This is a genomic window from Methylophaga sp. OBS1, assembly GCF_026319365.1.
In genome coordinates, this window is sequence record NZ_JAPDMS010000005.1 from 124,965 (window position 1) to 150,360 (window position 25,396).

Consider the following 25,396-nt stretch of genomic DNA (forward strand, 5'->3'; position numbering starts at 1 on the left):
TGGCTGCAAGGGACTTACTAATGGCCATACAGTGGTATCCCGGCCATATGCATAAAGCAAGCAAAGAGATGAAACAGGTGCTGCCTCAGGTCGACCTGATTATCGAAGTGCTTGATGCCCGCATTCCCTTTAGCAGTCAAAACCCAATGCTGGCTGAGCTACGTGGCAGTAAGCCCTGTATCAAGGTGCTCAATAAGATGGATCTGGCCGATCCCGCCATCACCGAGCGCTGGCAGGCTTATCTGGAACAGGAACAGTCGGTGAAAACGCTGACCATGGTGGCGCAGCAGCAGGATCGGGTGAAAGACTTGCTGACGCTCTGCCAGAAAATGGTGCCGGCCAAAGCCAGCAGTGTGAAACAGATCCAGACGATGATCATGGGTATCCCCAATGTCGGTAAATCGACGCTGATCAACACGCTGGCTGGTCGCCAGATTGCTAAAACCGGTAATGAACCCGCCATCACCAAAATGCAGCAGCGAATCAAGCTGGAACAGGGAATTGTGCTGCATGACACCCCGGGTGTGTTGTGGCCTAATCTGGAAAACCCGCATAGTGGCTACCGGCTGGCGATCACCGGTGCCATCAAAGAAACAGCCATCGACAATGATGATATTGCGCTTTACGGCATAGAATACCTGATGCGAACTTACCCCATGGCTTTGCAACAGCGTTTTGAACTCAATGAATTGCCGGAAACCGGACTGGAAACCATGGAAGCCATCGGTCACCGGCGTGGTTGTTTGCGTGGTGGTGGCCGGGTCGATCTGGAACGTGTGGCGAAAATCATCCTCACTGAGATTCGCGCCGGCATGCTGGGGCCCATCAGCTGGGAAACGCCGGAAATGACCGAAAAAGAATGGGCTGATGTACTTACAGTGCGTGAACAGAAAGCAGCCAAAAAAGCGGCCCGTAAGCAAAAGAAAACGCGGCGTTGAGCTTATTCTGATGCGGAAACTAAATGCGTGTGTGCCTGTCAATCTGCATACACAGTAAATCACCGGCTTTTAACGCCGGACGGGAGACCTTATGAAAGCGTTTTTCATGGCGAGTCTGGCTCTGTTGCTCACCGCTTGCAGTACAGCACCCACTACCATCCAGCATGCCCCTAAAACGGATCTACAGCTCAAGCAGGTTAGTGTCGATGTGGCGTCGCACATTGATGAAGCCGTTCGCTGGGGCGGTAAAATCATTGAAGTTAACAACGAGCAAAATTACACCCAGATCCAGTTAATACAGTTTCCTCTAAACCGTTATGGCCGTCCGGTTGAGTCTGATGACAGTCAGGGACGCTTTCTGGTTAAGTCAGATGCGTTTCTGGATCCGGCTATTTTCACCACGGGCAGCATGTTGACCGTTTACGGCCGCATCATCGATAAAAAGCTGATCAAAGTCGATCAAAGAACCCTGACGCTGCCTGTCGTCACTATCATTGACAGTCAACGCTGGCCAGCCAACAGTGCTTCTGGCAGGCCTTATAACCCCAAACATGACTGGCCCTTCGTCGGCTTTGGTTATTACGCTACCGGCTCCTATTCGCCGTGATCACAGCCAGTCCTTCAATAATCGAAATATTTAATGATAATGATTTGCATTTAGATTAAAGGCTGTCTATACTCGCACTTACTGTTTTTCAGTAGGGGGTGAGATATGAAAGCAGCACAATTTAATCAGCACAGCAGTCATACCATTCATCTCGCGTTCCGCGAGGACCGCCTGCAAACACTGATTGCCGAGGGCAAACTGCATGCGGCGGATTTCAATTGCCTGGATAAACCCTCCAAACGCACTGTCTGGAGTATGTTGCTGGCCGCTGCTGCGAGGAGGATGTCATGAAGGTCGGTCTGCCTCGTCAACCTGAATGGCACAGAGAGTGTCTTCTCGCTGCCAACCGGCAGTTGGAAAAATCCTATCAGTCCAATCCCAGCGCCTGTGTCGCCCTGCAAATCAGTCGCAATTACCGGCTGCTGCTGACGCACTCTGATCAGCCTGATATCAAGCAACTCTGGCAACAACTATCTAAACGCTGGTGGTCTCGATACTGCCTTCAAAAGCAATTACCGGAACACGGCCTGCACGACTATTCATCAGCATTCATTTAAGGAGATAACATGGCTTCAACCTGCAGACCCCAGACAATTTATGAGTCTTCCACAGTCGATATTCAACATTGTCCGGATTGCCAGATGATTCACCTGACCATGGGGTCGATCACCATGCGCATGACTGAACATCATTTTTCTCAATTTGCCAAAGACATCAGTCGTGGCCTGTTTGAGTTCAATACGGACACGACCAGTCAGCCGGGATTGCGATTGATGATGTAGTGTTTTTGCAACAAAAGATTAATATTTGTCACAAAAGTAACGAAAACTAATGATAGGGATTCGCATTTAGTGTATCTTCTGCGTCATTATTTATGAGACGTTAGGAGAGTAAATGTGAGATCGAAACTGACTGTGCTGGCAAGTGGTATCGCCCTGGCGACTTCTGCTGGCCTGTATTCATCGATATCAGTGGCTGAAGATAGAGCCGCACAACTGGATACTGTCACCGTCATTGGCGACAGTGAAGCAGCGCGAGAACTACCGGGGTCTGCAGCCGTTGTCAGTAACGAGCAACTGACCACTGAAGCTGCAACAGACATCCACCAGGTTCTGAAAACCGTGCCTGGTGTTTACATTCAAGAAGAAGATGGTTTTGGCCTTCGTCCTAATATCGGTATCCGTGCAGCCTCTCCCGAGCGGAGTCAGAACATTACTTTAATGGAAGACGGTGTTTTGATTGCGCCAGCGCCGTATTCCAATCCGGCGGCCTATTACTTCCCTACTACATCAAGACTGCATTCCATTGAGGTACTGAAAGGTGCGCCGCTGTTACGTTACGGGCCCCAAACTGTGGGTGGTGTGGTGAATCTGGTCTCAACCCCGATTCCTGAAACCAACCAGGGCAGCGCGATGTTCATGATGAATGATCGCGGCTCTGCTGACCTGCACCTGAATTATGGGGGGAAAACCGGTCCCTGGGGTTATTCCATCGAGACAGCGCAGCGTCATTACCAAGGTTACAAGGATATTGATCGTTATGATGACAACAGTGGTTTTCAGATTGAAGACTACGTTGCCAAATTATCCTGGGAAGGGGAGCGCAATCAATTCCTGCTTAAAATGCAGCGTTCGCTGGAAAATTCTGATGAAACCTACGCGGGTCTTACCGACGCAGATTTCAAACGCGATGAAAACCGTCGCTATGGTCTGACCCACATTGACGAGATGGATAACCAGCACACCGGTATCAATCTGACTCATGTGTTCGACTGGAGTGACAACCTGACATCAACCGTTACTGCTTATCGTAATGAGTTTAAGCGTAACTGGTTTAAGTTTGATGGTGATTACGATAGAGCAACCCCAACCAGCGATGGTAGCGATATTATTGAAGATGCGAATGCTGGTAATGCAAATGCTATTGGTGTTCTCAGAGGCACTATCGACGAAGAGAACCTTTTATATAAAAACAATGACCGTGCCTATGACTCATATGGTGTGCAGGCTAATTTCAATTGGCTACTCGGTGACCACGATATTAACTTTGGTGCCCGCCAGCATTATGATGAAACGGATCGCTTCCAACCAGTAGAAGTGTATGACCAGGTTAATGGTCAGTTGGTATATCAGGGTACAAATGCAGTCGGATCCAGTGACAATCGTCTTGAAGAAGCTCAAGCGCTGAGTCTCTGGATTACCGATGATTACCAGGTCACTGATCGTCTGCTACTGAACCTGTCTTTGCGGATGGAAGATGTTGAGACCAAGGCACGACGCTATGGCGGTGGGGCCGCTCGTTCCTCAGTCACCGACCGAGTGGATAATGATTATCGTGAATATCTTGCCGGTATCTCGGGTACCTTTGATTTGACCGATAACTGGCAAGTGCTGGCCGGCTTCCACGAGGGCATGATTCCGCTGGGGGCAGGTGCGGAAGATGGCACCGAACCTGGCAAGAGTGATAACTATGAACTCGGTCTGCGATTCAAGCAGGGCGTTTTCTATGGTGAGGCGATTGCTTTCTATTCAGACTTCAGTAACTTGGTGGAGCAATGTTCTGTAGCTGCCCCATGTAGCAATGATGCTGAGTCGGGTTCATTCAGCGTCGGTGGCGCTGAAGTCAAAGGTCTTGAGGTTCAGGCCGGGACTCTGTTCACTGCAGGCGATTTCATGATACCGATTGACCTGGCCTACACCTACACCGATGCTGAGACGACTTCCGGTGATGAATTTGCCAGTGGTCAGGAATTGCAAAACATTCCTGAGAATATTTTCAGTTTGCGGGTGGGGCTGGAGCACAACAGTGGTTGGAATAATTACGCTGTGCTCAAGTATATCGACGAGACCTGCGTCTCCATTGGTTGTAATGATTCAGACAGTCGACTGGATAAAACGGATGCTTTGACAACGGTTGATCTCATCAGCCGCTACCGCCTGGATGTGGGGCCGGAGTTGTTCGTGAAAGTCGAAAACCTGTTCGACAGACAGGAAATCATTGCGCGCCAGCCTTTTGGTGCTCGCCCCAATATCGAAAGAACGGTATGGGCCGGTGTGCTGGTAGATTTCTAAACCATCTCACTCAGAAAAAGGCAGCTTCGGCTGCCTTTTTTGTTTGTCTGGGCGTTAAAGCTACACATTCGTCCGCAACACTGGCAGACTTAGATTTTAAGCGTGACAGACGGAAAGGATATGACCCCACATTTGAAGCAATTAGCCCGGTTATTGTTATGGCTGCTGGCTTGTTTAATATTGCTTCAATTAGTGGCGTGGCTGTTACTCAATCACAGCAAGCAACTGGAACTGGGTCAGCGGTACCTGACCTGGGAGTGGTTAATGACTCACTACGGTATGGGCTTGAAGGAGGCCGATGCCGCATTCCTGGTTGACGATAAAATTCTTTCCCAGTTCGATACACAGCTATTTGTCGATGCCTCACCGGTCACCCACCTGGAAAGGTCTTTGTTAGGGGCGATTACATTAGAGGATGTGATTGTGCTGGCGACGGATCAGGCTCTGATTCTGCTTAGCCGCGAAGGCGAATACCTCGACACCCTACATGCACAAGCTGGTATTCCTGCGCCGATTCAGAATATCGGCACCTACCATGGGGAGCCCGTCATTCAGGCCCGTAATGGCATGTGGCGTAGTAATTTTCTGCTGGATGTCTGGGAACCGCTGTCTTTACAGGGCGTCTCATGGAGTAGGCCCTATCCGATACCGGATTCGGTTGCCTCTGAGCTGAAAACGTATTTCCACGGTAAGGGCATTACTGTCAAACAAGTGTTGACGGATTTTCGCAACGGTCATTGGCTGGCTCCAGTGGGCATCTGGCTCAACGATGTGCTGATGCTGTTTATGTTGCTGCTGATTTTCAGTGGTGTGCGCTTTTGGAACGCTAAACTGAAGTAATACCTGTTTCTAAGAGGAGGAAACGACAGAGGATGAGACAGACAGAGTTCCCTTATTTACCCAAGGACTTTGTCCAGACCGGGGATGGTCTCATCTTTGCTGTGGTTAGCTATCATCCTCATCAGGGCAAGGTCGGCTGTTTTCTGCGTTACGTTAATGACGGTGACAGTTGGCAGAAAGTCGATACTCTGCAGGCCAATCGCCTGCTTTCCCGCCATCACCCTGATTACCTGTACAAATCCAAACAGTTTGATGCGGAGTTTCATGCGGTTGATGTGGCGGATATCGTTGTTCATCACCGGCCTGAAGCACGATTGAAAGCACTTAAAAATCAGTCCCAGCCGAAGGATGTTATTGAAGAGAAGCTGTCTCGCTTACTCACTATTTTAGTGCAGTTCGGTGTGAATTGTGACTTTTTGGGGCTAACCGGCTCAATGCTGATTGGCAATCAGAAAGCCGGTTCGGATATCGATCTGGTGGTTTATGGCCGTGATGCATTTCATCAAACTCGTGATGCAGTCAAGCAGGCCATAGCTTCCGGACTGATCGAGGACTTGGATCTGTCGCTGATGCGGGACAATTTCCAGCGTCGGGGTGGTGAGTTGAATTTTGAAGAATTTGCCTGGCACGAATCTCGCAAATTTAATAAAGCAGCAATTGATGGTACCAAGTTTGATATCGGTATGGTATCGCTCCCTGATGAACTGGAACCAGAGCATCATCACTACATCAAACAGGGCATCTCAACGGTCAAAGCGACTGTGATCGATGATCACCGCGCTTTCGATTTTCCTGCCCATTATCTGATTGATAACGAAATGACGCCCGAAGTCGTGTCGTTTACTCATACCTATGTCGGTCAGGCCCGGGTGGGGGAGACCATTGAGGTGACCGGTGCTGTTGAATGTGATTCTGCCTCCGGTCAAAGGCGACTGGTGGTGGGGTCGACGCGAGAAGCAATTGGTGAATACATAAAGGTGTGTAGAGAATTATGAGTGAAGTAGAAAATTCTGCTAAAGCGGATATCGGTCTGGTTGGTCTGGCTGTCATGGGTCAAAACCTGGTCCTCAATATGAATGACAAAGGTTTCAAAGTCTCGGTTTATAACCGGACCACCAGTAAAGTCGATGAATTTTTGGAAGGTCCTGCCAAGGGGACTGAGATCATGGGCTTCCATGAACTCAAATCATTTATTGAGAGCCTGAAGGCACCACGCCGGGTTATGTTAATGGTCAAAGCCGGCCCGGTTGTTGATGCTTTCATCGAGCAACTGGTGACTTATCTCGACAAGGGCGACATCATTATTGATGGCGGTAACTCACTCTTTAACGACAGTGACCGACGTACACATGAATTACACAAAAAAGGCATCCTGTTTATCGGCAGCGGTGTCTCCGGTGGTGAAGAAGGGGCTCGGCATGGTCCTTCTCTGATGCCCGGCGGCAACAACGCTGCCTGGCCGCATATCAAACCGATCTTCCAGGCCATCGCCGCCCAGGTGGATGGTGAACCCTGTTGTGACTGGGTGGGTAATGATGGTGCCGGCCACTATGTGAAAATGGTCCATAACGGCATTGAATACGGCGATATGCAACTGATTTGCGAGGCGTATCAGATGATGCGTGAAGGTCTGGGCATGTCCGGTGATGAGATTCAGCAGGTGTTTGCCGAGTGGGATGAAGGCGTGCTCGACTCCTATCTCATCGAAATCACCCGCGATATTCTGGCGGTCAAAGATGATGACGGCGAACTGCTGATTGATAGGATTCTCGATACTGCCGGTCAAAAAGGCACTGGTAAATGGACCGGGATGAATGCCCTTGATTTGGGTATTCCATTGACTCTGATTGGTGAAGCCGTGTTTGCACGTTGCCTGTCCGCGCGCAAAGATGAGCGGGTGCGTGCTTCGAAAGTATTGCCGGCGGTCACCGGGCAGTTCGAAGGCAATAAGGCGGAGATGGTCAATGCTATTCGCGATGCCCTCTATGCCTCCAAGATTATTTCCTATGCCCAGGGCTATATGCTGATGCGTGAAGCCGCAGAAATCTATGGCTGGGAACTCAACTACGGTGGTATAGCACTGATGTGGCGTGGCGGTTGTATTATCCGCAGTCAGTTCCTGAGCAAGATCCGCGATGCCTTTGACTTGAACCCCAAACTGGAAAACCTGTTGCTGGACGACTTCTTTATCGAAGCCATTGCCGAAGCATTGCCGGGCTGGCGCAAAGCAGTCGGGACCGCTGTGGCGCTGGGAGTGCCAGTGCCGACTTTCAGCAGCGCCCTGTCTTTCTATGATGGGTATCGGAGTGAACGCCTGCCAGCTAATCTGTTACAGGCACAGCGTGATTACTTTGGTGCGCATACCTATGAACGGTTGGACAAGCCACGCGGTGAGTTCTTCCATACCAACTGGACCGGTCGCGGCGGTAATGTGTCGGCTTCGACCTATGATGTGTGAATAAGACCTGAGGTGATCACAAAGGCGGTCTCCGGACCGCCTTTTTCAGGTGTCAGCGTGTTTAGACATAGTGGGAGCTGAGACTTTCCTCTGTAACACCAGCATTTGATTAGGCTCACCCACGATATAAATATCACCCTGACTGTCAACAGCGATGCCTTCAGGCTGTTGCATCAATGGCCAGAGATGCATGAAACCATGACGCAGAGACAACTGCGACAGAGGTTGTCCTTTGAGGTTCATCAGATGCAATTCATGCGAGGCTTCACTTAATACCAGTAACTTTTCTTCGTCACCTTCCAGCAGGCTGATGCCGGCATAGTCTTTTACTTTCCGTGGTAATGCATGATTGAGCAAATCGTTGTCGATCAGCGACTCGGCGTCATGCATCTGGTGATGAATCATCCGTGCCGGTTCTTCCTGTAACACAAACAAACCGTGTCGGGCTGACCAGGCAACGCCCTCAAACCCACGGTTTTCTTCGCCGGGTCCGGGCAATGAAATAGACTGGGTATCACTATAATTGACCTGACTGGTCTGGCTGTCGATAGAGAAAAAAACGAGTCGTCGGCGTCGCTCTTCGCTGACCACAAACAGACCATTGCCCAAGTAGTCTATGCTCTCTGTATCATGAAAACCATCCAGCTTTATCCGTCTTATGATCTCACCCTCTTTGCTGAGTTCAATCATCGTCTCAGGCGTGTTCAGCGTCGCAAAAAGTGTGTCATTACCGGGGTGGAAAGTCAGTCCCGAAAGATTATCTTCGATTCCCGCAATGCTGAAAGTCTTACCGATGTCATAATGCTGGTTCAGCGCCCAGTCAGGGTGGTTGACTGCACTGGCATGGTGACACTGCCAGAGATAGAGCAGAGCAACTGTCATCGCAGCGATTGCAAGGTAATAGCCGCGTTTCATTCGTAAGGCTGTCGTCATATCAAAGACTCTGGTTGAACATCTCAAGCCAGATTAGCGACGTCTGATTAAATCAAGCTGAATCAGGCAGCTTGATTTCAACAGAGTAAAACGACGCGTTGATGACAACTCAAACCATCAGTGACACCGCTTTAACCTGAGCAAACACCGTCATACCCGGGACCAGGGCCAGTTGGTCAGCAGATTTAGCAGTGATTCTGCTGAGGATAATCTGACCGCCAGCATTAAGCCGCACCAGTTTCTGAGCAGGACCTTCATTAGCCATTGACTCAATAACGGCAGGAAAAATATTCAGAATGCTACTGCTTTCATGACGCTGGAGCGTGAGGCTGACATCCCGTGCCATGATCCTTAGCCTGACCTTGTCACCCTGTTTCAAACTGCCATGACTCACTTGTAAATGGCTGTCAGCAAATGCCAGCAGGTTGAGTCCATATTGTTCGTCACGACCAGTCACATAAGTATCCAGCATGGCCGCAGCCTCTTCGTAATGCGCCAGAGGCAAGCTGAGTTGGGACAATAAATCCACGGTTTTACCGCTTGCCAGTTGCTGACCTTTTTCCAACAGAACAAGGTTGTCACTAAGACGGGCAACTTCCTCAATAGCATGGCTGACATAAAGCATCGGAATATCGAGTTCGCGATGTAACGACTGGATATAACGCAGAATTTCCTGTTTGTGAGCAATGTCGACGGCGGCCAGGGGCTCATCGAACAGCAGCACACTTGGCGAGGTAGCTACTGCTCTAGCAATGGCGACGCGCTGCTTTTCGCCGCCTGAGAGTTTATCGATGCTGCGTTTTAATAGTGGTGACAGTGCCAGCAGTTCTATAGCCTGTTCCAGTGACACTCGACGTTTTTCCTTTGCCTGGCGGCGCAGTCCGAACTGGAGATTATCGTAGACGTTGAGGTGTGGAAACAGACTGGCATCCTGAAACACATAGCCGATGTCACGCTGGTGGGGTGGGCGAAAATAGTCAGCTTTTTGCCACACTTCATCTGCCATCTGGATATGCCCGGTGGCCTTGTTTTCAAGGCCCGCTATTGCCCGCATCACACTGGTCTTACCACATCCCGAGGGGCCAAAAATGGACGTGATCTGACCGGACGTCACGGATAGCGACACATTAATCGCGAAATCCTTGCGGGGGATATTGAGCTGAATACGCAGGCTCATGAGCGCAACAGACTAAAACGACGGTTAAGGCCGTACACTGACATCAACATCAGGAATGACAGCAACAGCAGTCCGCCTGAAAGGATGTGAGCCTGACCATACTCAAGCGATTCCACATGATCGTAAATGGCGATAGAGACCACTTTTGTCTCACCGGGAATATTACCGCCAATCATCAGTACTACGCCGAATTCGCCGATGGTATGGGCAAAGCCCAGCACAGCGGCGGTGAGGAAGCCGGGGCGGGCAATCGGCATCATCACATTAAAAAATCGATCCAGTGGACTGGCTCTCAGTGTCGCTGCCTGCTCCATCACATTATCACCAATGGCAGTAAATACATTTTGCAGAGGCTGAACCACAAAAGGCAGCGAATAAAATACCGATCCGATAACCAGCCCGGTAAATGTAAAGGCCAGCGGCCGGCCGCCAATGCTTTCTGCAATGCCGCCGATGGGGCCATTCGGCCCCAACATGAGTAATAGATAGAAACCCAGCACCGTGGGAGGCAATACCAGCGGCAAGGCAATCACGGTTTCAATCACAAACTTGAATCGCCATTGACTTCGCGCCAGCCACCAGGCCAGCGGCGTGCCGATAAGCAGCAAGATAACCGTAGTAATCGCAGCGAGTTTCAGAGTAATCAGCAGGGCGGTCAGATCGGGGTGCATGCTCAGGGGGTATCGTATCCGTAACGGTGAATGATCTGCCGGGCAACATCCCCTTTCACAAATGCCATAAACGAAGTGACGGCCGGTTTCTCGCTTAGCTGGACTGCCTGCTGTTCAATCGGATCATACAGTGCCTCAGGAACGAGCCACTGATTGGCATTGTGCCGCCCGGCCCGGGACTTAAGCTGAGACAATGCGACAAACCCAAGTTCCGCATTGCCACTGATGACAAACTGAAAGGTCTGACCAATATTCTCGCCACGAACAATTTTATTCTGCAGGCTTTCCCAGACGCCGTTTGCCTGCAGTACCTGCTGTGCCGCTTTACCGTAGGGGGCGAGTCGGGGATTCGCCATCGCCAGATGATGAAACGCTGCCGTTTTCAGAACCTGGCCGTCATTAATCTTGAGATCCGGATCCGGGCTCCACAGCACGATACGACCTACGGCATAACTGAAGCGTGATTCCGGCTGAATCCAGCCTTCCTGCTCCAGCCGTGCGGGCCGCGCGGTATCGGCGGCAAAAAAAGCGTCAAATGGGGCACCATTAATGATTTGAGCGTAAATCTTGCCAGTTGAGCCGAAAATCAGTTCTACCTTGTGCTCGCTTTGTTGCTCATAAGCTTGTTTGATGTCCTGCATGGCATGCGTGAAATTACTCGCTACGGCAATGCGTATGGGATCGGCAATAAGTTGGAGTGGTGATAACAACAGGCTAGCAATAGCTAATACTCTGATAAGACGCATCCCTTTAGCCCGGTAGCTTTTCAGACTGTTGTGACAGGAATTGTTCAAATTCTCGATCGGTCTGGCGGTATCTGGCGACGGCCTCGCTGCCAGCCGCGGTCAGACTGGCGTGACCACCACCGCGACCGCCCGCATTGAGGGTTATCAGTGGATTGTCACCATGTTCGTTCATTGATTTCACCAGTTTCCAGGCATAGCGATAGGACATACCCAGTGCAGCCGCTGCGGCACTCAGCGATCCCAGTGCGTCAATTTTTTCCAGTAATTCAACCCGGCCATGGCCCAGCACAGTGCCATCAGGACCCTCAATCCATAAGCGTCCATGGACGGTAAATTGTGATGTCATAGTTTGATCCGATTCAGCATGAGCTCAATCGTAATGCACCGCCATGCATAACGCAAAACAAAAAAAGCGGCGGTATCACTACCGCCGCCCAAAAAGCCTCTCATCGCGTCATGATCAGCCTTTAACTTTATCCGGCATCAATGTCTTGCAGTAATGAATGACGATGATGGCACCGCCAATCAGCAAAATGGCCGAAGCAATCCCCAAAATACGCCAGGTATCAATATTTTTCATATCCAGGATCAGGTACCGTGCCAAAGCCACGATAGCGATATAGAGCGGGATCTTGATTGGCATTTCACCGGATTCGTAATACACCGCGACCATGGTGATCACTTCAAGATAAATAAACAGCAACAGCAAATCAGTTAATGAAACAAAGCTGTTATCAATCATGATTTTTATTTCAATGCCAATGGCAACAATGGTCGCCAGTGCCACTACCATCAGACCGAAGTCCTGAGCCAGGGCGAGCGTTCTGCTCACCGATTTTTTTACTTGGTGCTCCATAGGTGCTCCTTATAACTTTAATACACCCACAGGGAATAACTGTTTTTTAAACATGCTCATAGAGTTGTTTAAGAAGCAGTGCTCCTTTTGTGGATTGGCGATACTATCAGCAAAATTTCCCGATGGGTTGTCTTGAATTCCTAAAAACGACTCTTGCTGGACTCAGAAACAAATCCCCGATCGTTTATAAACCCATGTGGTATTGAGCTTGAGAAAAGAATCAAAATTGAATTCAGCTGAAAAAATCGCTGATCGTTATAGGGGCTGTTGATGACACAGTCAGCCCTGATTGGCGGGAAATGAAGGCATTCCGTGAGGCGCTTTCAAGCTACCCAGGCATGAGTGGGATGTAAGCGGGTTGATAGCGGTGAGGAAAAAGACAAGTCCCTGGGACTTTGTGGATTGGCAGACACGCCAGCCGAGAGGCTTGCTGATTCATTTAGCTTATTAAACAGTGGCTATCGGAGACCTTGAGGTGCTATGAGGTCAGCATTCAGATTAGCTTGAGCGCGAGATAGGGAACCAGGTTAAATAGAATAATCAGCACTTTATAAAAGCCCAGAAAATACAGATACACTGGCTTAAGCGCATTTTCTTCAAGCCCGGTAACCCGGGTATGAACTCTGATGACAGCTGTTCTGAACATGGTCAGTATCAGTGTGCTGAAAATTAACAGTGCGAAATTGATCACGGTCATCCAGCCAAACAGGGCGATCAAGCTTGCGATTTCCATGTTCATTCTCCTTTAACGGCGCCGGCCACCAACCAGTAACAGAATGACACCGACCCCAATCGCGCCGGCACCGGCCCAGGTCGGGAGCTGAACAGTTTCTTTTTCCTGTCGTTCCAGTTCCAGCGGCCCCAACTCTGCCTGATGTGTTTCTCTGGTAAAGCTGAAGTCACCGTAAATGAGTCCGGCAGTACCGGCTATAATTAATACCACACCAAGAATGCGCGTGAGCATAATGTGTTACTCCTGACCAAAGTTGAGACACCGGAGACGCAACTTCCCCAGCGTCATTTATCAATTACGCCTGTTGGCGTACTGACTCACAGCGAATGACTTGTCCCCGCCCGGTACAACTGACCTATCCTGGAGAAGCTGTTTTTGCTGCTGTTCAGTTTTCTTTTTAGGTGATTCTGACGACATTAATACCTTCGTGGCGCAGCCATTCAAGACAAAGAGGAAAAACAGTGCGGGCACCAGCACAGAAAGAGAGGGTGGGTTACTACTTTTCATGAGCCGCTCCGGAAGTTGACAAGCTGATGCTAGCGTACTTTTCCTGATCTGGCTAAGTTTTATGAGTGATTCTTCATTTCTTGAGAAGCGTCAATGTAGTTGTCGAAATTATTGATGTAGTCATCCAGGTTCAGCGCCAGCATTTTTCGATATTCATTAACGAAAAATTCCAGCGTTTCTGCTTTCGCGCTGGCCATGTCTGCGCCTGATTTCCACCCTGAAGCACTGAACCAGGCACTGTATCGGGCAAGACCATACATAAACGAGGCACTGACCTGTCCTGCTTCAGCGCCGTCCTCAATCTGGTCATTGGCGGTTCGGATAAAGGCATCTGCACGGTCAAAAAAACGGGGATCTCTATCAGCCATAATCATTGTTTCTCGAGTCATTTAAAGATTATTGAGGTGAACTCAATACGAACTTTCCAGCTTATAACAGTGGCCTTGAGCGGCGTTAATGAATCCCGCATGATTATTGCCGGGAATATATCGCATTAACTAAGTCGACTTGATTCGCTCAGGAAGGAGAACGAAGGCTGTAGAGGCTCATATTTGTTTGGGGCCGAGCATGATGATCAGCATGCCCGTCAGCACCACCGTCACGCCCAACCAGTCTGTCAGGCTGGGACGAATCCCGTCGACAGCCCATAACCAGATCAAGGCTACGCTGACATAAACACCGCCATAAGCGGCATAAACCCGACCAGCGGCATGCGGGTGCAGGGTCAACAGCCAGGCAAACAGAGCAAGGCTGATCGCTGCCGGGATTAATAGCCAGGCGGAATAGCCCTGTTTCAGCCAGAGGTAGGGCAAATAACAACCAATGATTTCTGCCAGTGCGGTCAGAATAAACAGGACAAAAACGCGGAAAATTTCCATTCAGAGCTTATTTGACTGTGTGATTGGCTGCGGCCAGTGGGATCAGGAACTGGCCGCAGCTTTTAAAATTTACAGAGATTGATGGCGTTTATTTTTGCACAGAGAATCGACGCTCCAGCAGCCGGGGCCGGCAAATACAAAATACAGGAATACAAAGCTGAACATCGTGGCCAACTCACCGCCATTGTTCAGCGGCCAGAAACCCTGTGGTGCGTGTACCAGAAAATAAGCGACAGCCATCTGGCCCGATAGAATAAAGGCCACCGGACGCGTAAACAGGCCAATCAACAGCAAAAAGCCACCGACGACTTCCAGCACGCCGGCTGCGCCGGAGAGTGAAAACAGCTCAAACGGGTAGCGCTGCTCGGCCGGAAAGCCGAACATTTTCTGGGTGCCATGGGCCATAAACAGAAACGCCGAAATAATGCGGACAAGACTCAGAACACGAGGTCTCCAGGCGGTAAGGAAGTTATCCATTGTTGTCTCCTTGTACGTGGGTTGGGTTTTATTATTGGTATTGATTTTATGCCTGTGCTTCACGCATAAGATAAGCCGACGTCATCGACGCAAAGCTCATCAACGCGAACATCGCCAACACAAAAGCTTCACCATAAAGGCTGGCAATAATGCTGAACAGGCTAGTCAGCAAAAGAATAATGCCGATGATGGTATTGGACAGGGCCGTGTAAATCGCTCTTTTATCCTGATCGGCAATATCGACCAGATGGACAGAGCGTCCCAGCCGCACACCACCATAGGCAATCATCAGACTAAATAATAAAAAAGGCAAAAGCCAGGGCAGACTCAACCAATTCTGCTGTGAGGCAATCACAGTCAAGGTCAGTGAAACACCGCCGCCCAACCCGGCGAGTAATAACACTTTGCGGCTGGAGCGATCTGACAGGCGCCCCCAAACGTAGCTACTCAGCAGGCTCGCCAAGGATGAAGCTAACAACAGCCAGCCCAGTCCATGGAGACTTTCCTGCATCGATTCTGCTTTCAGTGCCAGCATAAAAGGCGGTGCCAGTGCCGTTGAAAGCAGCAGGGAACGGGTGATGATAAACAGTCTCAATTCCCGGTCATCGATAAGATAGCGCAGGTTTTCTCTGGCCATGCTGACCGGGTTGGCACCGCCTTCGGTGGCACCGGCAGTTTCTTTCAGCGTCGAGAACAGAAAGCCTGCTGTCAGCCAGAAGAAGGTGGCGAAAATCAGGCCAATAATCACAATATTGATTTTGTCGAACAGGCCCGAGGCGATGAGCACGGCATAAGCGATAGTCATCGCCGCGGCGACGGTGGCCGCGGAACCGGTCGCTGTGCCACGCCGGGATTTACCCACCGTTTTGCCCAATACATCTTTATAGGACACCGAGCAGATGCTTCTGGATAAGGCGAGCAGCGTCAGCAGGCTGATGATAGTCCAGCCCAGTGCGTCGCCTTCCAGTAACATGGCCGCCATTGCGATACCGCCTGCACACAGACCCTGCAGAGCGCTGCCGACGGCCCAGGCATACTTTCGCAGTGGCATATTTCGAATCCGGTCGGCAATAAACAGTTGCGGCAGCAGTGCGCCGGCTTCTCTTATCGGTACCAGCAATCCGACAAATTGTGAGGCGCCAAGCGTGGTGAGGATCCAACTCAGAATCAACTTGGGATTGAGTAGCGCATCGGCCGTCTTAGTCAGTGCCAGCGAGACAACATGCGTGCTGAAATTACGTGGCTGTTCGTCACAGAGCTGCTCTGGAATATCTCGACAGACACGACCATCATCCTCAGCCGTAAGCAGATCGTAAGCCGTTCTGGCAGCGCTGTCGCTGAGTGATTCAGCCTTGGGTGCTGTGCTCATGTGCCGTTGAACAGGCTAGTTCTCATCGACATCATCCATATCCGCCTGACCGGAGAGACGACGGCGGATATGCGACCAGCTCATGCCTACCGCCAGCACTGCAGCCAGCAGGAACAGGACGATATAACTGAACACGGAGACATTCTGAATACCCAGCAGCCCGAGATCCACCAGCCACCAGATAATAATGGCGAAAAAAGCAATCGCCAGTAGCAGGCCGAAACCGCCCAGTGAGCGGAAGGTGGCACGCAGATAAATTGTCCAGCCGATCAGCAGCACCACCGAGACCATGGCAAAAGGTGGGGTCATGAAGGTGCCATCACCGAAAAAGGCATCTTTGGCCCAGTGGTAGTAACTCAAGCCGGTGGGGTTATAAGTCAGGTAAACCAGTACCAGCGCAAAGATAAAACGCCACATAAAACCCTGGGAATTAAACTGCCGAGCCATGATCTGTCCCTTTATTTTTCTATTGTGGAGACATCATAGCTTTTGTGTCTGTTTTAGCAAACTGTAGACAGGGGGATGTGTTTTGTTATCCAGTAAAGACAACAGTAAAGACAACTGCGCTGCAACTTTTGAATTCACCGAGTGTGGCTGCACTGATCTGGTGGATGAGTCAGTGGTGAAGATCGGCGCAGAGCGGTGTCTGACGAGGTTGACCTCTGGCTGACGGCGGGCCGTAGGGTCAGAGTCTATTGAATGTCGAAATCGGCGAACTCGCCGGTGTGGTTTTGTTCCGTAATATCAATGTGGGTGACATCGGCAAAACGGGGACCATGACCCGCCCAGTCGATCATTTGATCAAGGCTTGCAGTGTTACCCTCAATCATCATCTCGACTCGGCCATCACTGAGGTTGCGTACCCAGCCTGTCAGGTTCAGTTGTTGCGCCTTTTCCCAGGCCGACATACGGTAACTGACACCTTGCACACGGCCGCTGATAAGCAAATGGTAACGTTTTATTCCCATTCAATCGTGGCAGGTGGTTTACCGGAGATATCGTAGACAACCCGGGAGATTCCCGCTGTTTCGTTGATGATACGACGTGACACCAGATCCAGAAAATCATATGGCAGGTTGGCCCAGCGGGCGGTCATGAAATCGATGGTTTCGACGGCGCGCAACGAGACCACATAGTCATAACGACGGCCATCGCCCATGACGCCCACCGATTTAACCGGCAGGAAAACGGCAAAGGCCTGGCTGGTTTTGTCGTAAAGATCATGCCGGCGCAGTTCTTCAATAAAGATATGATCGGCTTTACGCAGCAGATCGGCATACTCTTTTTTAACTTCACCCAGAATACGCACGCCCAGACCCGGCCCCGGGAAGGGGTGACGGTAAACCATATCGCTGGGCAGTCCCAACTCGACACCGAGTTTACGGACTTCGTCCTTGAACAGTTCGCGCAGCGGTTCAATCAGCTTGAGGTTCATTTCCTCAGGTAGGCCACCGACGTTGTGGTGGGTTTTGATGACGTGGGCTTTGCCTGTTTTGGACGCAGCCGACTCGATGACATCAGGGTAGATGGTGCCCTGGGCCAGCCATTTCACTTTAGGTAACTTGGCCGCTTCTTCATCAAAGACTTCGACGAAGGTATTACCGATAATTTTGCGTTTCTGTTCCGGATCATCAACACTGGCCAGTTTGCTGAGGAAGCGATCTTCGGCATCGGCACGAATGACACGAATCCCCATATGCTTGGCGAACATCGCCATGACCTGGTCGCCTTCATGCTCACGCAGCAGACCGTTATCCACAAACACGCAGGTCAGTTGATCGCCAATCGCCTTGTGCAGCAGGGCCGCGACAACCGAGGAATCGACACCACCGGACAGACCCAGCAACACTTCATCCTCACCGACCTGTTCACGAATGGCGCTGATGTGATCATCGATGATATTGGCTGCGGTCCACAGCGTTTCGCAGTCACATATTTCCACCAGGAAACGCTCGATCATGCGCTGTCCCTGGGTGGTATGGGTGACTTCCGGGTGGAACTGCACACCATAGAAGTGACGGCTTTCATCGGCCATACCGGCAATCGGGGCACTGTCGGTGCTGGCGATGACTTTGAAACCTTCAGGCAGTTCCGCTACACGGTCACCGTGACTCATCCAGACATCCAGCATGCCCCAGCCTTCTTCGGTGGTGTGATCTTCAATATCACGCAGGAACAGGGAGTGATCCCGGGCACGGATCTGGGCATAACCGAATTCACGGTGTGCGGAAGACTCAACTTTGCCGCCTAACTGTGCCGCCATGGTCTGCATGCCGTAGCAGATGCCAAGCACCGGCAGGCCCATTTCGAAGACACAGTGCGGGGCACTGGGTGCCGCTTCACCGATGGTGGAATCGGGACCACCGGAGAGAATGATGCCTTTGGGATTGAATTCACGAATCTCAGCTTCGGTGATTTCCGGGTTACGCAGCTCACAGTAAACGCCGGCTTCACGAATACGGCGGGCGATGAGCTGGGTGTACTGGGAGCCGAAGTCCAGAATCAGAATGCGGTGATCGTGAATATTGCTGGTCATTGAGATCTCTTCAAATCAAATAAAAAAACACTGCGCCAGGGAAGCGGCGCAGTGGTTTTCAGGCTTAGTTAAGACGGTAGTTCGGGGCTTCTTTGATAATCGTCACGTCATGCACGTGGCTTTCGCTCATTCCGGCTGCGGTAACTTTGACGAATTGCGGTTTGGTGCGCATTTCCTCGATGGTTGCCGAACCGGTGTAACCCATGCTGGCACGGATACCACCAACCAGTTGGTGCACGACGGCGCCGAGGCTGCCTTTAAATGGCACGCGGCCTTCGATGCCTTCCGGCACCAGCTTGTCAGCCTCGTTGGATTCCTGGAAGTAACGGTCACTGGAGCCCTGTTTCTGTGACATGGCACCCAGCGAGCCCATACCGCGGTAGGATTTGTAAGCACGGCCCTGATACAACTCGACCTCACCCGGCGCTTCTTCGGTACCGGCGAACATGCCGCCAATCATGATGCTGTGAGCACCGGCAACCAGTGCTTTGGCGATGTCACCTGAAAAGCGGATACCGCCATCGGCAATCAGTGGCACACCAGTACCTTCCAGTGCAGCAGCCACATTACTGATGGCGCTGATTTGCGGGACACCGACACCGGCGACGATACGGGTGGTACAGATGGAACCGGGGCCGATACCGACTTTGACCGCATCCGCGCCGGCTTCAACCAGTGCCAGCGCCGCTTCTGCGGTGGCGATATTACCGCCGATAACCTGAACCTGCGGGAAGTTCTGCTTCACCCATTTGACCTGATCCAGTACGCCCTGGGAGTGACCGTGAGCAGTATCAACCACAATCACATCGACGCCGGCTGCCGCCAGTGCTTCAACACGGGCCTGGCTCTCACTGCCGATACCGACTGCGGCACCGACACGCAGGCGTTCCTGATCGTCTTTGGAGGCGAGGGGGTTGTCGGTCTGTTTCTGGATATCCTTGACCGTGATCATGCCGGTCAGGTGGAAGTTATCATCCACCACCAGCACTTTCTCGATGCGGTTGGTGTGCAGCAGGTTCAGCACTTCTTCGCGGGAAGCATCTTCCTTGACGGTGACCAGTTTGTCTTTCTTGGTCATGATGGAAGACACCGGGTTGTCGTAGTGGGTTTCAAACCGCAGGTCGCGGCTGGTGACGATACCAACCAGATCGCCGCCATCAACGACCGGGACACCGGAGATGTTGTGAGTACGGGTCAGGTCAACCACTTCACCAACAGTCGTGTTGGGGCTGACGGTAATCGGGTCGCGAACCACACCGCTTTCGAATTTTTTAACCTTGCGAACTTCTTCGGCCTGTTGCTCGATGGTCATGTTTTTGTGCAGAATACCCAAGCCGCCTTCCTGCGCCATGGCAATGGCCAGACGGCCTTCGGTGACAGTATCCATCGCTGCAGACAGCAACGGGATGTTGATGGTGATATCCCGGGTCAATTTTGTCGCCAGATTGACATCACGCGGCAGAACGTTTGAATAGGCCGGGACCAGCAAAACGTCATCAAACGTCAGAGCTTCTTGAGCAATTCTCATCGGGCTTGTTCCTGAAATTAGCTGTAATATGATCCTGCAATTATATCAGGAAAATCAGTGCCAATGGCATCACAAAATACATCCGATCAACAAGGCACACTGGCTAACCGGGCCGTCAAAGAGGTTTATCCGGTCTCGCGGATCGTTCGCGAAGCCCGCATGCTGCTGGAAGGCTCTTTTCCACTTATCTGGGTCGAGGGTGAGATATCCAATCTGGCCATGCCCGGCTCGGGGCATATCTATTTCACACTGAAAGATGAAGTTGCGCAGGTTCGCTGCGCGATGTTCCGCAATCGAAACCGGCAACTGCGTTTTACGCCTGAGAACGGCATGCAGGTGCTGTTGCGGGTTCGGGTCACGCTCTACGAGGGCCGCGGCGAATTTCAGCTGGTGGTCGAGCATATGGAAGAGGCCGGCAGTGGCGCTTTGCAACGGGCCTATGAAGCGCTGAAGCAACGGCTGGGACAGGAAGGGCTGTTCGATGAAGCACATAAAAAACCGATTCCTGCCATGCCCGCCACCATCGGTATTATTTCCTCGCCGGATGGCGCTGCTGTTCACGATATTCTCAGCGTGCTCAAACGCCGCTTCCCGGCGGTGGATGTAATTCTTTATCCGGTCGCTGTGCAGGGCGAGATGTCGGCAAGGCAACTGGTGGAGGCGGTCAAACTGGCTGATAGCCGCAGAGACTGTGATCTGCTGATCATCAGTCGCGGTGGTGGTTCACTGGAAGATCTGTGGAGTTTCAACGACGAACAGTTGGCACGGGCGATTTATGATTGTGAATTGCCGGTTATTTCCGCAGTGGGACATGAGGTCGACTTTACCATCGCTGATTTTGTGGCCGATGTACGTGCGCCCACGCCATCAGCCGCGGCAGAAATGGCCGTACCTGACGCCAAGCAATTACTGGCGACCGTGAACAACCTGATGCAGCGACTCACTGCCCGTATCCAGCAATGGTTGGCCGGGGAGCAGCGACATCTGCTGCATTTGCAGCGGCGTCTGCCGAGGCCGGATTTGCAGATTCGCCAGCAAACTCAGAGTTTGAATCAATTCAAACGTATGCTGGATGTGGCCTGGTTGCGGCAGCAGCAGAATCGGGCACAACGAGTTGATTATCTCGCGGCCAGACTGAAACATCCGCAGGCCCAGATTGATAGTCAGCATGCCCGGCTTAATAATCTGTTGCATCGACTGCAGACAGCATTTAGAGCACAGCAAAAACAGGCTGAACAGTGGGTTAGCACCTTGCAGTCCAGGCTCAGGCGGCAGCTGCCATTACAGCAGGTGGCGGCACAGCAGCAGCATGTCTCCGGGCTCAAGCGCCAGCTCGATAAATTGATCCAGGGGCAGCTGACTTCAGCTGAAGCCATGCTGACACAACATATGCGGACCCTGGCGGCGGTGAGTCCGCTTAACACACTGGAACGGGGTTACAGTATTACCCGCTTTGCCGACAGTGAGGAAGTCATTACCCGCAGTGAGCAGGTCAAACCGGGCGACGCGCTAAGGATCAAGCTGCATCAGGGCGAGATTGACTGCGAGGTAAAAAGTGCCGGGAAACAGTAAAATTCTGCTGTTATTGAGCCTTTGCCTGCCGCTGCTGGCCGTTGCCTTGCCACAGGAATCAGCCGTGCCGGGCGGGGTAGTGATTTTACCACTGGCACCGGCAACCACCACCCGGCCTGAGGTCCGATTTGAGAATAAACCGGTACTGGTCGCGGCTGAAAACGGTCTCTGGCAGGCGGTGATCGGTGTGCCGCTGGAAGCCAAAGCGGGCACACATCAAATTTCAGTCAGTCAGAACGGCAAAGACAAAACCTTGCTTTTCACGATTGAGGACAAGCAGTACCCGACCCAGCATATTACGATTAAGGACAAGCGCAAGGTCAATCCAAATCAATACGATATGGAAAGAATAAACCGCGAGAGTGCCCGCATAGATGCGGCCCTGCAGCACTGGACCGACAACAATGAGGTGCCGTTTAATTTTATCTGGCCGCTGAAAGGGGAAGTCAGTGGTTTGTTCGGACGTCGCCGCGTATTTAACGGTGAGCCCAGAAAACCGCATAGCGGCATGGATATCGCCGCTGCCACCGGCACGCCGATTCAGGCGCCAGCCGGCGGCATTATCCGGGGTACCGGTGATTATTTCTTTAACGGCAATAGCGTGTTTATCGATCACGGTCAGGGGCTGGTCACGATGTTCTGCCATTTAAGCCGGATCGATGTGAAAGACGGGCAAACAGTCCAGCAGGGCGAGGTGATTGGTCTGGTGGGGGCGACCGGCCGGGTTACCGGGCCACATCTCCATTTTGGCGTCAGCCTCAATGACGAGCGGGTAGAGCCTCGACTGTTTTTCCCGCAGACAGGGCCCTAAAGATAAGCCTGTAAAGTCCGGGTCAGTAATCCGAAATCGACGGGTTTGGTAATGTAGGCTTTGAACAGCCCCTCGGCCGCGTCGATATTCTCCTGCATCGCGGCAGCGGTCAGCGCAATCACGGGAATATCGGCCAACCCCGGGGTTTCCAACATCACCTGACGCAGTTCAATCCCACTCATTCCGGGCAGGTTGATATCCAGCAGCATGAGATCAGGTATCAGTGTTTCGAGTAATACCAGACCCGCTTCGGCACTTTCACAGGTATGTAGAGAGATATGGTCGTAACGTGAGAAAAAGACCTCAATAAGACGGATATTGGCCGGATTGTCTTCGATGTAAATGACATGTCGGCGCTGTTTCTTGTGCTCGTTGTCACCGCGACGATCCTGTATCGAGCTGTCTTCTGCAGCCCCCAGCATCCTCGAGGCGACGGCAGTATCCCCCTGCCGCGATGAGAGAGGCAATTCAATCCAAAAGCTGCTTCCCTGGCCTTCGGTGCTGGCAAAATCAATACTACCGCCCATCGCTTCTATCAGTCGTTTGCTGACACTGAGACCGACGCCGCTGCCCTCAATGTTGGCATACTCCTGACCCAAGCGCTCAAAGGCCGTGAATACATAGGGTTGTCTGTCCTGTGCAATACCCTGGCCGGTATCCGTGACCGTCATTTTCAGCGTGCTGCTGTTAGTTTGAACACTGGAACTGATCAGGACTTTTCCGCCTGCTTTATTGTATTTAATGGCATTGGTAACCAGGTTAATAAAGACTTGCTTGAGCTTGGTGAAATCAGCAACGACGACACAATCGTTATTGTCGAGCAGGTCGACATCGACATCATATTGTTTTGCCAGTGTCTGTAGCATCGGCAAACATTCTTCAAAGACATTGGAGATGAGGACATGATCACTGGATGTTTTTATGTTTCCGGCCTCAATCTTGGATAATTCGAGAACGTCGTTAATCAGGGTCAGCAAATGCTCACCGCTGTAGATGATCTGCCGCACATTTCTGATTTGTTGTTTGCTCAGCGCCTGCTCTTTGTCACTTAACAGTAACTGGGCAAAACCGAGTATGCCATTCAATGGTGTCCGCAGTTCGTGGCTCATCGCCGAGAGAAATTCAGACTTGGCATTATTAGCACGCTCAGCGGTTTGTTTGGCTTCAATTAATGCCTGTTGTTCCGCTTTCTGTTTGCTGATATCGCGGGCAATGCCGGTAAAAAGATATTCTCCCTGCCATTGAAAGTCGCTGATGGTGAGTTCAATCGGGAAAGCTTTACCACTTTTGTGCTGCGCCTCGACTTCAACGGGTTTACCCAGGATTCGGCTTTGTTCAGTTGAGAGAAAACGTGACATCCCCAACTTGTGCATATCCCGGTAATGGGCGGGCATCAGCATGGTGATATTCTGTCCGATGACTTCTTCCGGCTGATAACCGTAGAGTGCGATGGAGGCCTTGTTGTAGTTTTCGATAATACCGAGGTGATTGATGGTGATCACACTGTCGATAGTGTTATCCAGCAAGGTTTGGAGGCGGAGACTCTCATGACGTGCTTCGGCTTCCAGTTCTTCCCGTTTTCTCAGTTCCTGTTTCAGTTCCTGCGTGTAGTCGTGAATAGTCCTGTCCAGGCGTTTATCATGATGCCTTTTCAGCAGCAGACTGATCAGTCCAAGTAAGACCAAACCAATAAAACCCAGGCTGAGCAGAAAAGGCCAGTCTCTGCCATTCGCTTCCTGGTAGAGAAAGTCATCCAGATCACCGACGGTGTCATAAAGGCCCAGTTCCTGATAGATTTCAGCGATTTTCTGCCAACGGCTCTGGGTCATATGCCCGAACTCGACGGTGGGATAGAGACTGAGCTTGATTAGCTGGTCAGCTTCAAACTGAAGATGCGTCCGGCTTTTATGCTGGGGGTTATATTTCTCCAGAATCAGGTCAATAATTTCCTGAGGATGCTCTGCGGCATAGCGCCAGCCCTGATACATCGCCTCGTGAAAAGCTGCGACCTGCTGGGGATGATTTTTCAGATAGTCCTGGGAGGTGAACAGAATATCGCTGTAAAAACTGATTCCGTAGTCTTTGGGTGCGATGGTTCGATACGGTACCTGCTCCTGCGCCAGCCTGAAGGGTTCGTTTGAGATATAAGCAGTCAAACCATCGACCCGGCCAGCAATCAAATCCTCAATATCCGTCGACTTGGGCGGCACAAAGTTAATCTGGTTGATGTCGATGTCTTCTTTCAGGAAAATGGCTGCCAGATCATCGGCATAGGATTGGCGGGTCAGCGTTTTGCCGATAAAGTCCTGGGCTGAATATATGCCCGAATCGCCTTTGACCAGCCAGACATAAGGACTATTCTGAAAAGTGGCGCCCAACGCTACCAGAGGACGCCCTTTCAAATACTCTACGACAATGCCGGTCCCGGACAGACCGAATTCAGCCTCACCGGACTCAACCTTATCATAAGGGTGGGAAAACCCCGTCTTAATATCGACATTGAGACCGGCCTGCTGAAAATAACCTTTCTCTTTTGCTGCATAGAGTCCGGCAAACTGAAACTGATGCTGCCAGTGGAGTTGGATGGTAACGTCATGTTGTGCCTGTTCATTCGCTGATGCACCATGAACCTGGCTCAAAATGAGCAGAATCAAAAAATTGAATAAGTATCGTAGACTCATATATAGC

29 protein-coding genes are annotated in these 25,396 nt (G+C 51.3%); 11 read left to right on the forward strand and 18 right to left on the reverse strand.

Translation table 11 applies throughout. From position 1 onward, the window contains the following. Positions 1-20: 20 nt before the first annotated feature. The 9 genes from ylqF (at position 21) to gnd (ending at position 7,914) form a co-directional block, all read left to right on the forward strand. Positions 21-938: a ribosome biogenesis GTPase YlqF gene (gene ylqF / locus OMQ46_RS14155; RefSeq protein ID WP_266237897.1), complete on the forward strand. Its 918-nt coding sequence runs from the start codon at positions 21-23 to the stop codon at positions 936-938. 91 nt (positions 939-1,029) lie between these two features. Then, positions 1,030-1,545, forward strand: coding sequence for a Slp family lipoprotein (locus OMQ46_RS14160; RefSeq protein ID WP_266237900.1), 516 nt, complete (start codon positions 1,030-1,032; stop codon positions 1,543-1,545). 105 nt (positions 1,546-1,650) lie between these two features. After that, entirely contained in the window at positions 1,651-1,836 is a 186-nt protein-coding gene (locus OMQ46_RS14165; protein ID WP_266237903.1) for a hypothetical protein, read from the forward strand. Beyond that, a complete protein-coding gene (locus OMQ46_RS14170; RefSeq protein ID WP_266237904.1) occupies positions 1,833-2,102 on the forward strand; it encodes a hypothetical protein in 270 nt (89 codons plus the stop codon). The genes OMQ46_RS14165 and OMQ46_RS14170 overlap by 4 nt, the downstream gene beginning before the upstream one ends. Positions 2,103-2,111: 9 nt before the next feature. Next, entirely contained in the window at positions 2,112-2,327 is a 216-nt protein-coding gene (locus OMQ46_RS14175) for a hypothetical protein (RefSeq protein ID WP_266237906.1), read from the forward strand. 114 nt (positions 2,328-2,441) lie between these two features. Beyond that, positions 2,442-4,616: a TonB-dependent receptor family protein gene (locus OMQ46_RS14180; RefSeq protein WP_266237908.1), complete on the forward strand. Its 2,175-nt coding sequence runs from the start codon at positions 2,442-2,444 to the stop codon at positions 4,614-4,616. Between the two features lie 120 nt (positions 4,617-4,736). Beyond that, positions 4,737-5,456: a peptidase gene (locus OMQ46_RS14185; protein WP_266237910.1), complete on the forward strand. Its 720-nt coding sequence runs from the start codon at positions 4,737-4,739 to the stop codon at positions 5,454-5,456. Positions 5,457-5,488: 32 nt separating this feature from the next. After that, on the forward strand, positions 5,489-6,451 hold the full coding sequence (locus OMQ46_RS14190; protein WP_266237912.1) for a nucleotidyltransferase domain-containing protein: 963 nt from the start codon (positions 5,489-5,491) through the stop codon (positions 6,449-6,451). Then, positions 6,448-7,914, forward strand: coding sequence for a decarboxylating NADP(+)-dependent phosphogluconate dehydrogenase (gnd, locus tag OMQ46_RS14195; protein ID WP_266237913.1), 1,467 nt, complete (start codon positions 6,448-6,450; stop codon positions 7,912-7,914). Before OMQ46_RS14190 ends, gnd begins: the two co-directional genes overlap by 4 nt. Before the next feature lie 45 nt (positions 7,915-7,959). On the opposite strand, the gene OMQ46_RS14200 is transcribed toward gnd, so the two are convergent. From OMQ46_RS14200 to guaB, 17 genes are all read right to left on the reverse strand, one after another. Then, complete coding sequence (locus OMQ46_RS14200) at positions 7,960-8,847, reverse strand: SdiA-regulated domain-containing protein (protein ID WP_266237916.1); 888 nt, start codon at positions 8,845-8,847, stop codon at positions 7,960-7,962. Positions 8,848-8,956: 109 nt separating this feature from the next. Next, the gene (gene modC, locus OMQ46_RS14205) at positions 8,957-10,024 is read right to left on the reverse strand and encodes a molybdenum ABC transporter ATP-binding protein (RefSeq protein ID WP_266237919.1); all 1,068 of its coding nucleotides are present in this window, start codon (positions 10,022-10,024) and stop codon (positions 8,957-8,959) included. Beyond that, positions 10,021-10,695, reverse strand: a complete 675-nt coding sequence (gene modB, locus OMQ46_RS14210) for a molybdate ABC transporter permease subunit (protein WP_266237921.1) — start codon at positions 10,693-10,695, stop codon at positions 10,021-10,023. Before modB ends, modC begins: the two co-directional genes overlap by 4 nt. Positions 10,696-10,697: 2 nt before the next feature. Continuing rightward, positions 10,698-11,441 carry a molybdate ABC transporter substrate-binding protein gene (gene modA / locus OMQ46_RS14215; RefSeq protein WP_266237923.1) on the reverse strand — a complete coding sequence of 248 codons (744 nt, stop codon included), beginning with the start codon at positions 11,439-11,441 and terminating at the stop codon, positions 10,698-10,700. 4 nt (positions 11,442-11,445) lie between these two features. After that, positions 11,446-11,787, reverse strand: a complete 342-nt coding sequence (locus OMQ46_RS14220) for a winged helix-turn-helix domain-containing protein (RefSeq protein WP_266237925.1) — start codon at positions 11,785-11,787, stop codon at positions 11,446-11,448. A gap of 114 nt (positions 11,788-11,901) precedes the next feature. Beyond that, entirely contained in the window at positions 11,902-12,297 is a 396-nt protein-coding gene (locus OMQ46_RS14225; RefSeq protein WP_266237927.1) for a phosphate-starvation-inducible PsiE family protein, read from the reverse strand. 493 nt (positions 12,298-12,790) lie between these two features. After that, entirely contained in the window at positions 12,791-13,030 is a 240-nt protein-coding gene (locus OMQ46_RS14230; protein WP_266237930.1) for a DUF6868 family protein, read from the reverse strand. A gap of 12 nt (positions 13,031-13,042) precedes the next feature. Then, on the reverse strand, positions 13,043-13,261 hold the full coding sequence (locus OMQ46_RS14235; protein WP_266237933.1) for a hypothetical protein: 219 nt from the start codon (positions 13,259-13,261) through the stop codon (positions 13,043-13,045). Between the two features lie 60 nt (positions 13,262-13,321). After that, the gene (locus OMQ46_RS14240) at positions 13,322-13,537 is read right to left on the reverse strand and encodes a hypothetical protein (protein WP_266237935.1); all 216 of its coding nucleotides are present in this window, start codon (positions 13,535-13,537) and stop codon (positions 13,322-13,324) included. 59 nt (positions 13,538-13,596) lie between these two features. Continuing rightward, a complete protein-coding gene (locus OMQ46_RS14245) occupies positions 13,597-13,905 on the reverse strand; it encodes a DUF3144 domain-containing protein (protein ID WP_266237937.1) in 309 nt (102 codons plus the stop codon). 177 nt (positions 13,906-14,082) lie between these two features. Beyond that, positions 14,083-14,415, reverse strand: a complete 333-nt coding sequence (locus OMQ46_RS14250; protein ID WP_266237939.1) for a YnfA family protein — start codon at positions 14,413-14,415, stop codon at positions 14,083-14,085. A gap of 69 nt (positions 14,416-14,484) precedes the next feature. Then, the gene (locus OMQ46_RS14255; protein WP_266237941.1) at positions 14,485-14,892 is read right to left on the reverse strand and encodes a DoxX family protein; all 408 of its coding nucleotides are present in this window, start codon (positions 14,890-14,892) and stop codon (positions 14,485-14,487) included. A 46-nt stretch (positions 14,893-14,938) separates the two neighbouring features. Continuing rightward, on the reverse strand, positions 14,939-16,261 hold the full coding sequence (locus OMQ46_RS14260; RefSeq protein ID WP_266237944.1) for an MFS transporter: 1,323 nt from the start codon (positions 16,259-16,261) through the stop codon (positions 14,939-14,941). A gap of 15 nt (positions 16,262-16,276) precedes the next feature. Then, entirely contained in the window at positions 16,277-16,708 is a 432-nt protein-coding gene (locus OMQ46_RS14265; protein WP_266237945.1) for a DUF6524 family protein, read from the reverse strand. 245 nt (positions 16,709-16,953) lie between these two features. After that, on the reverse strand, positions 16,954-17,229 hold the full coding sequence (locus tag OMQ46_RS14270; protein ID WP_266237947.1) for an acylphosphatase: 276 nt from the start codon (positions 17,227-17,229) through the stop codon (positions 16,954-16,956). Further along, positions 17,220-18,797 carry a glutamine-hydrolyzing GMP synthase gene (gene guaA, locus OMQ46_RS14275; RefSeq protein ID WP_266237949.1) on the reverse strand — a complete coding sequence of 526 codons (1,578 nt, stop codon included), beginning with the start codon at positions 18,795-18,797 and terminating at the stop codon, positions 17,220-17,222. The genes OMQ46_RS14270 and guaA overlap by 10 nt, the downstream gene beginning before the upstream one ends. A 64-nt stretch (positions 18,798-18,861) precedes the next feature. Beyond that, positions 18,862-20,325, reverse strand: coding sequence for an IMP dehydrogenase (guaB, locus tag OMQ46_RS14280; protein ID WP_266237952.1), 1,464 nt, complete (start codon positions 20,323-20,325; stop codon positions 18,862-18,864). Between the two features lie 63 nt (positions 20,326-20,388). On the opposite strand from guaB, the gene xseA reads away from it, so the two are divergent. Next, entirely contained in the window at positions 20,389-21,897 is a 1,509-nt protein-coding gene (xseA, locus tag OMQ46_RS14285) for an exodeoxyribonuclease VII large subunit (protein ID WP_266237954.1), read from the forward strand. Further along, a complete protein-coding gene (locus OMQ46_RS14290; RefSeq protein WP_266237956.1) occupies positions 21,881-22,708 on the forward strand; it encodes a peptidoglycan DD-metalloendopeptidase family protein in 828 nt (275 codons plus the stop codon). Before xseA ends, OMQ46_RS14290 begins: the two co-directional genes overlap by 17 nt. On the opposite strand, the gene OMQ46_RS14295 is transcribed toward OMQ46_RS14290, so the two are convergent. Continuing rightward, positions 22,705-25,389 carry an ABC transporter substrate-binding protein gene (locus OMQ46_RS14295; protein ID WP_266237958.1) on the reverse strand — a complete coding sequence of 895 codons (2,685 nt, stop codon included), beginning with the start codon at positions 25,387-25,389 and terminating at the stop codon, positions 22,705-22,707. The two genes, OMQ46_RS14290 and OMQ46_RS14295, sit on opposite strands and share 4 nt — an antisense overlap. Positions 25,390-25,396: the final 7 nt, after the last annotated feature.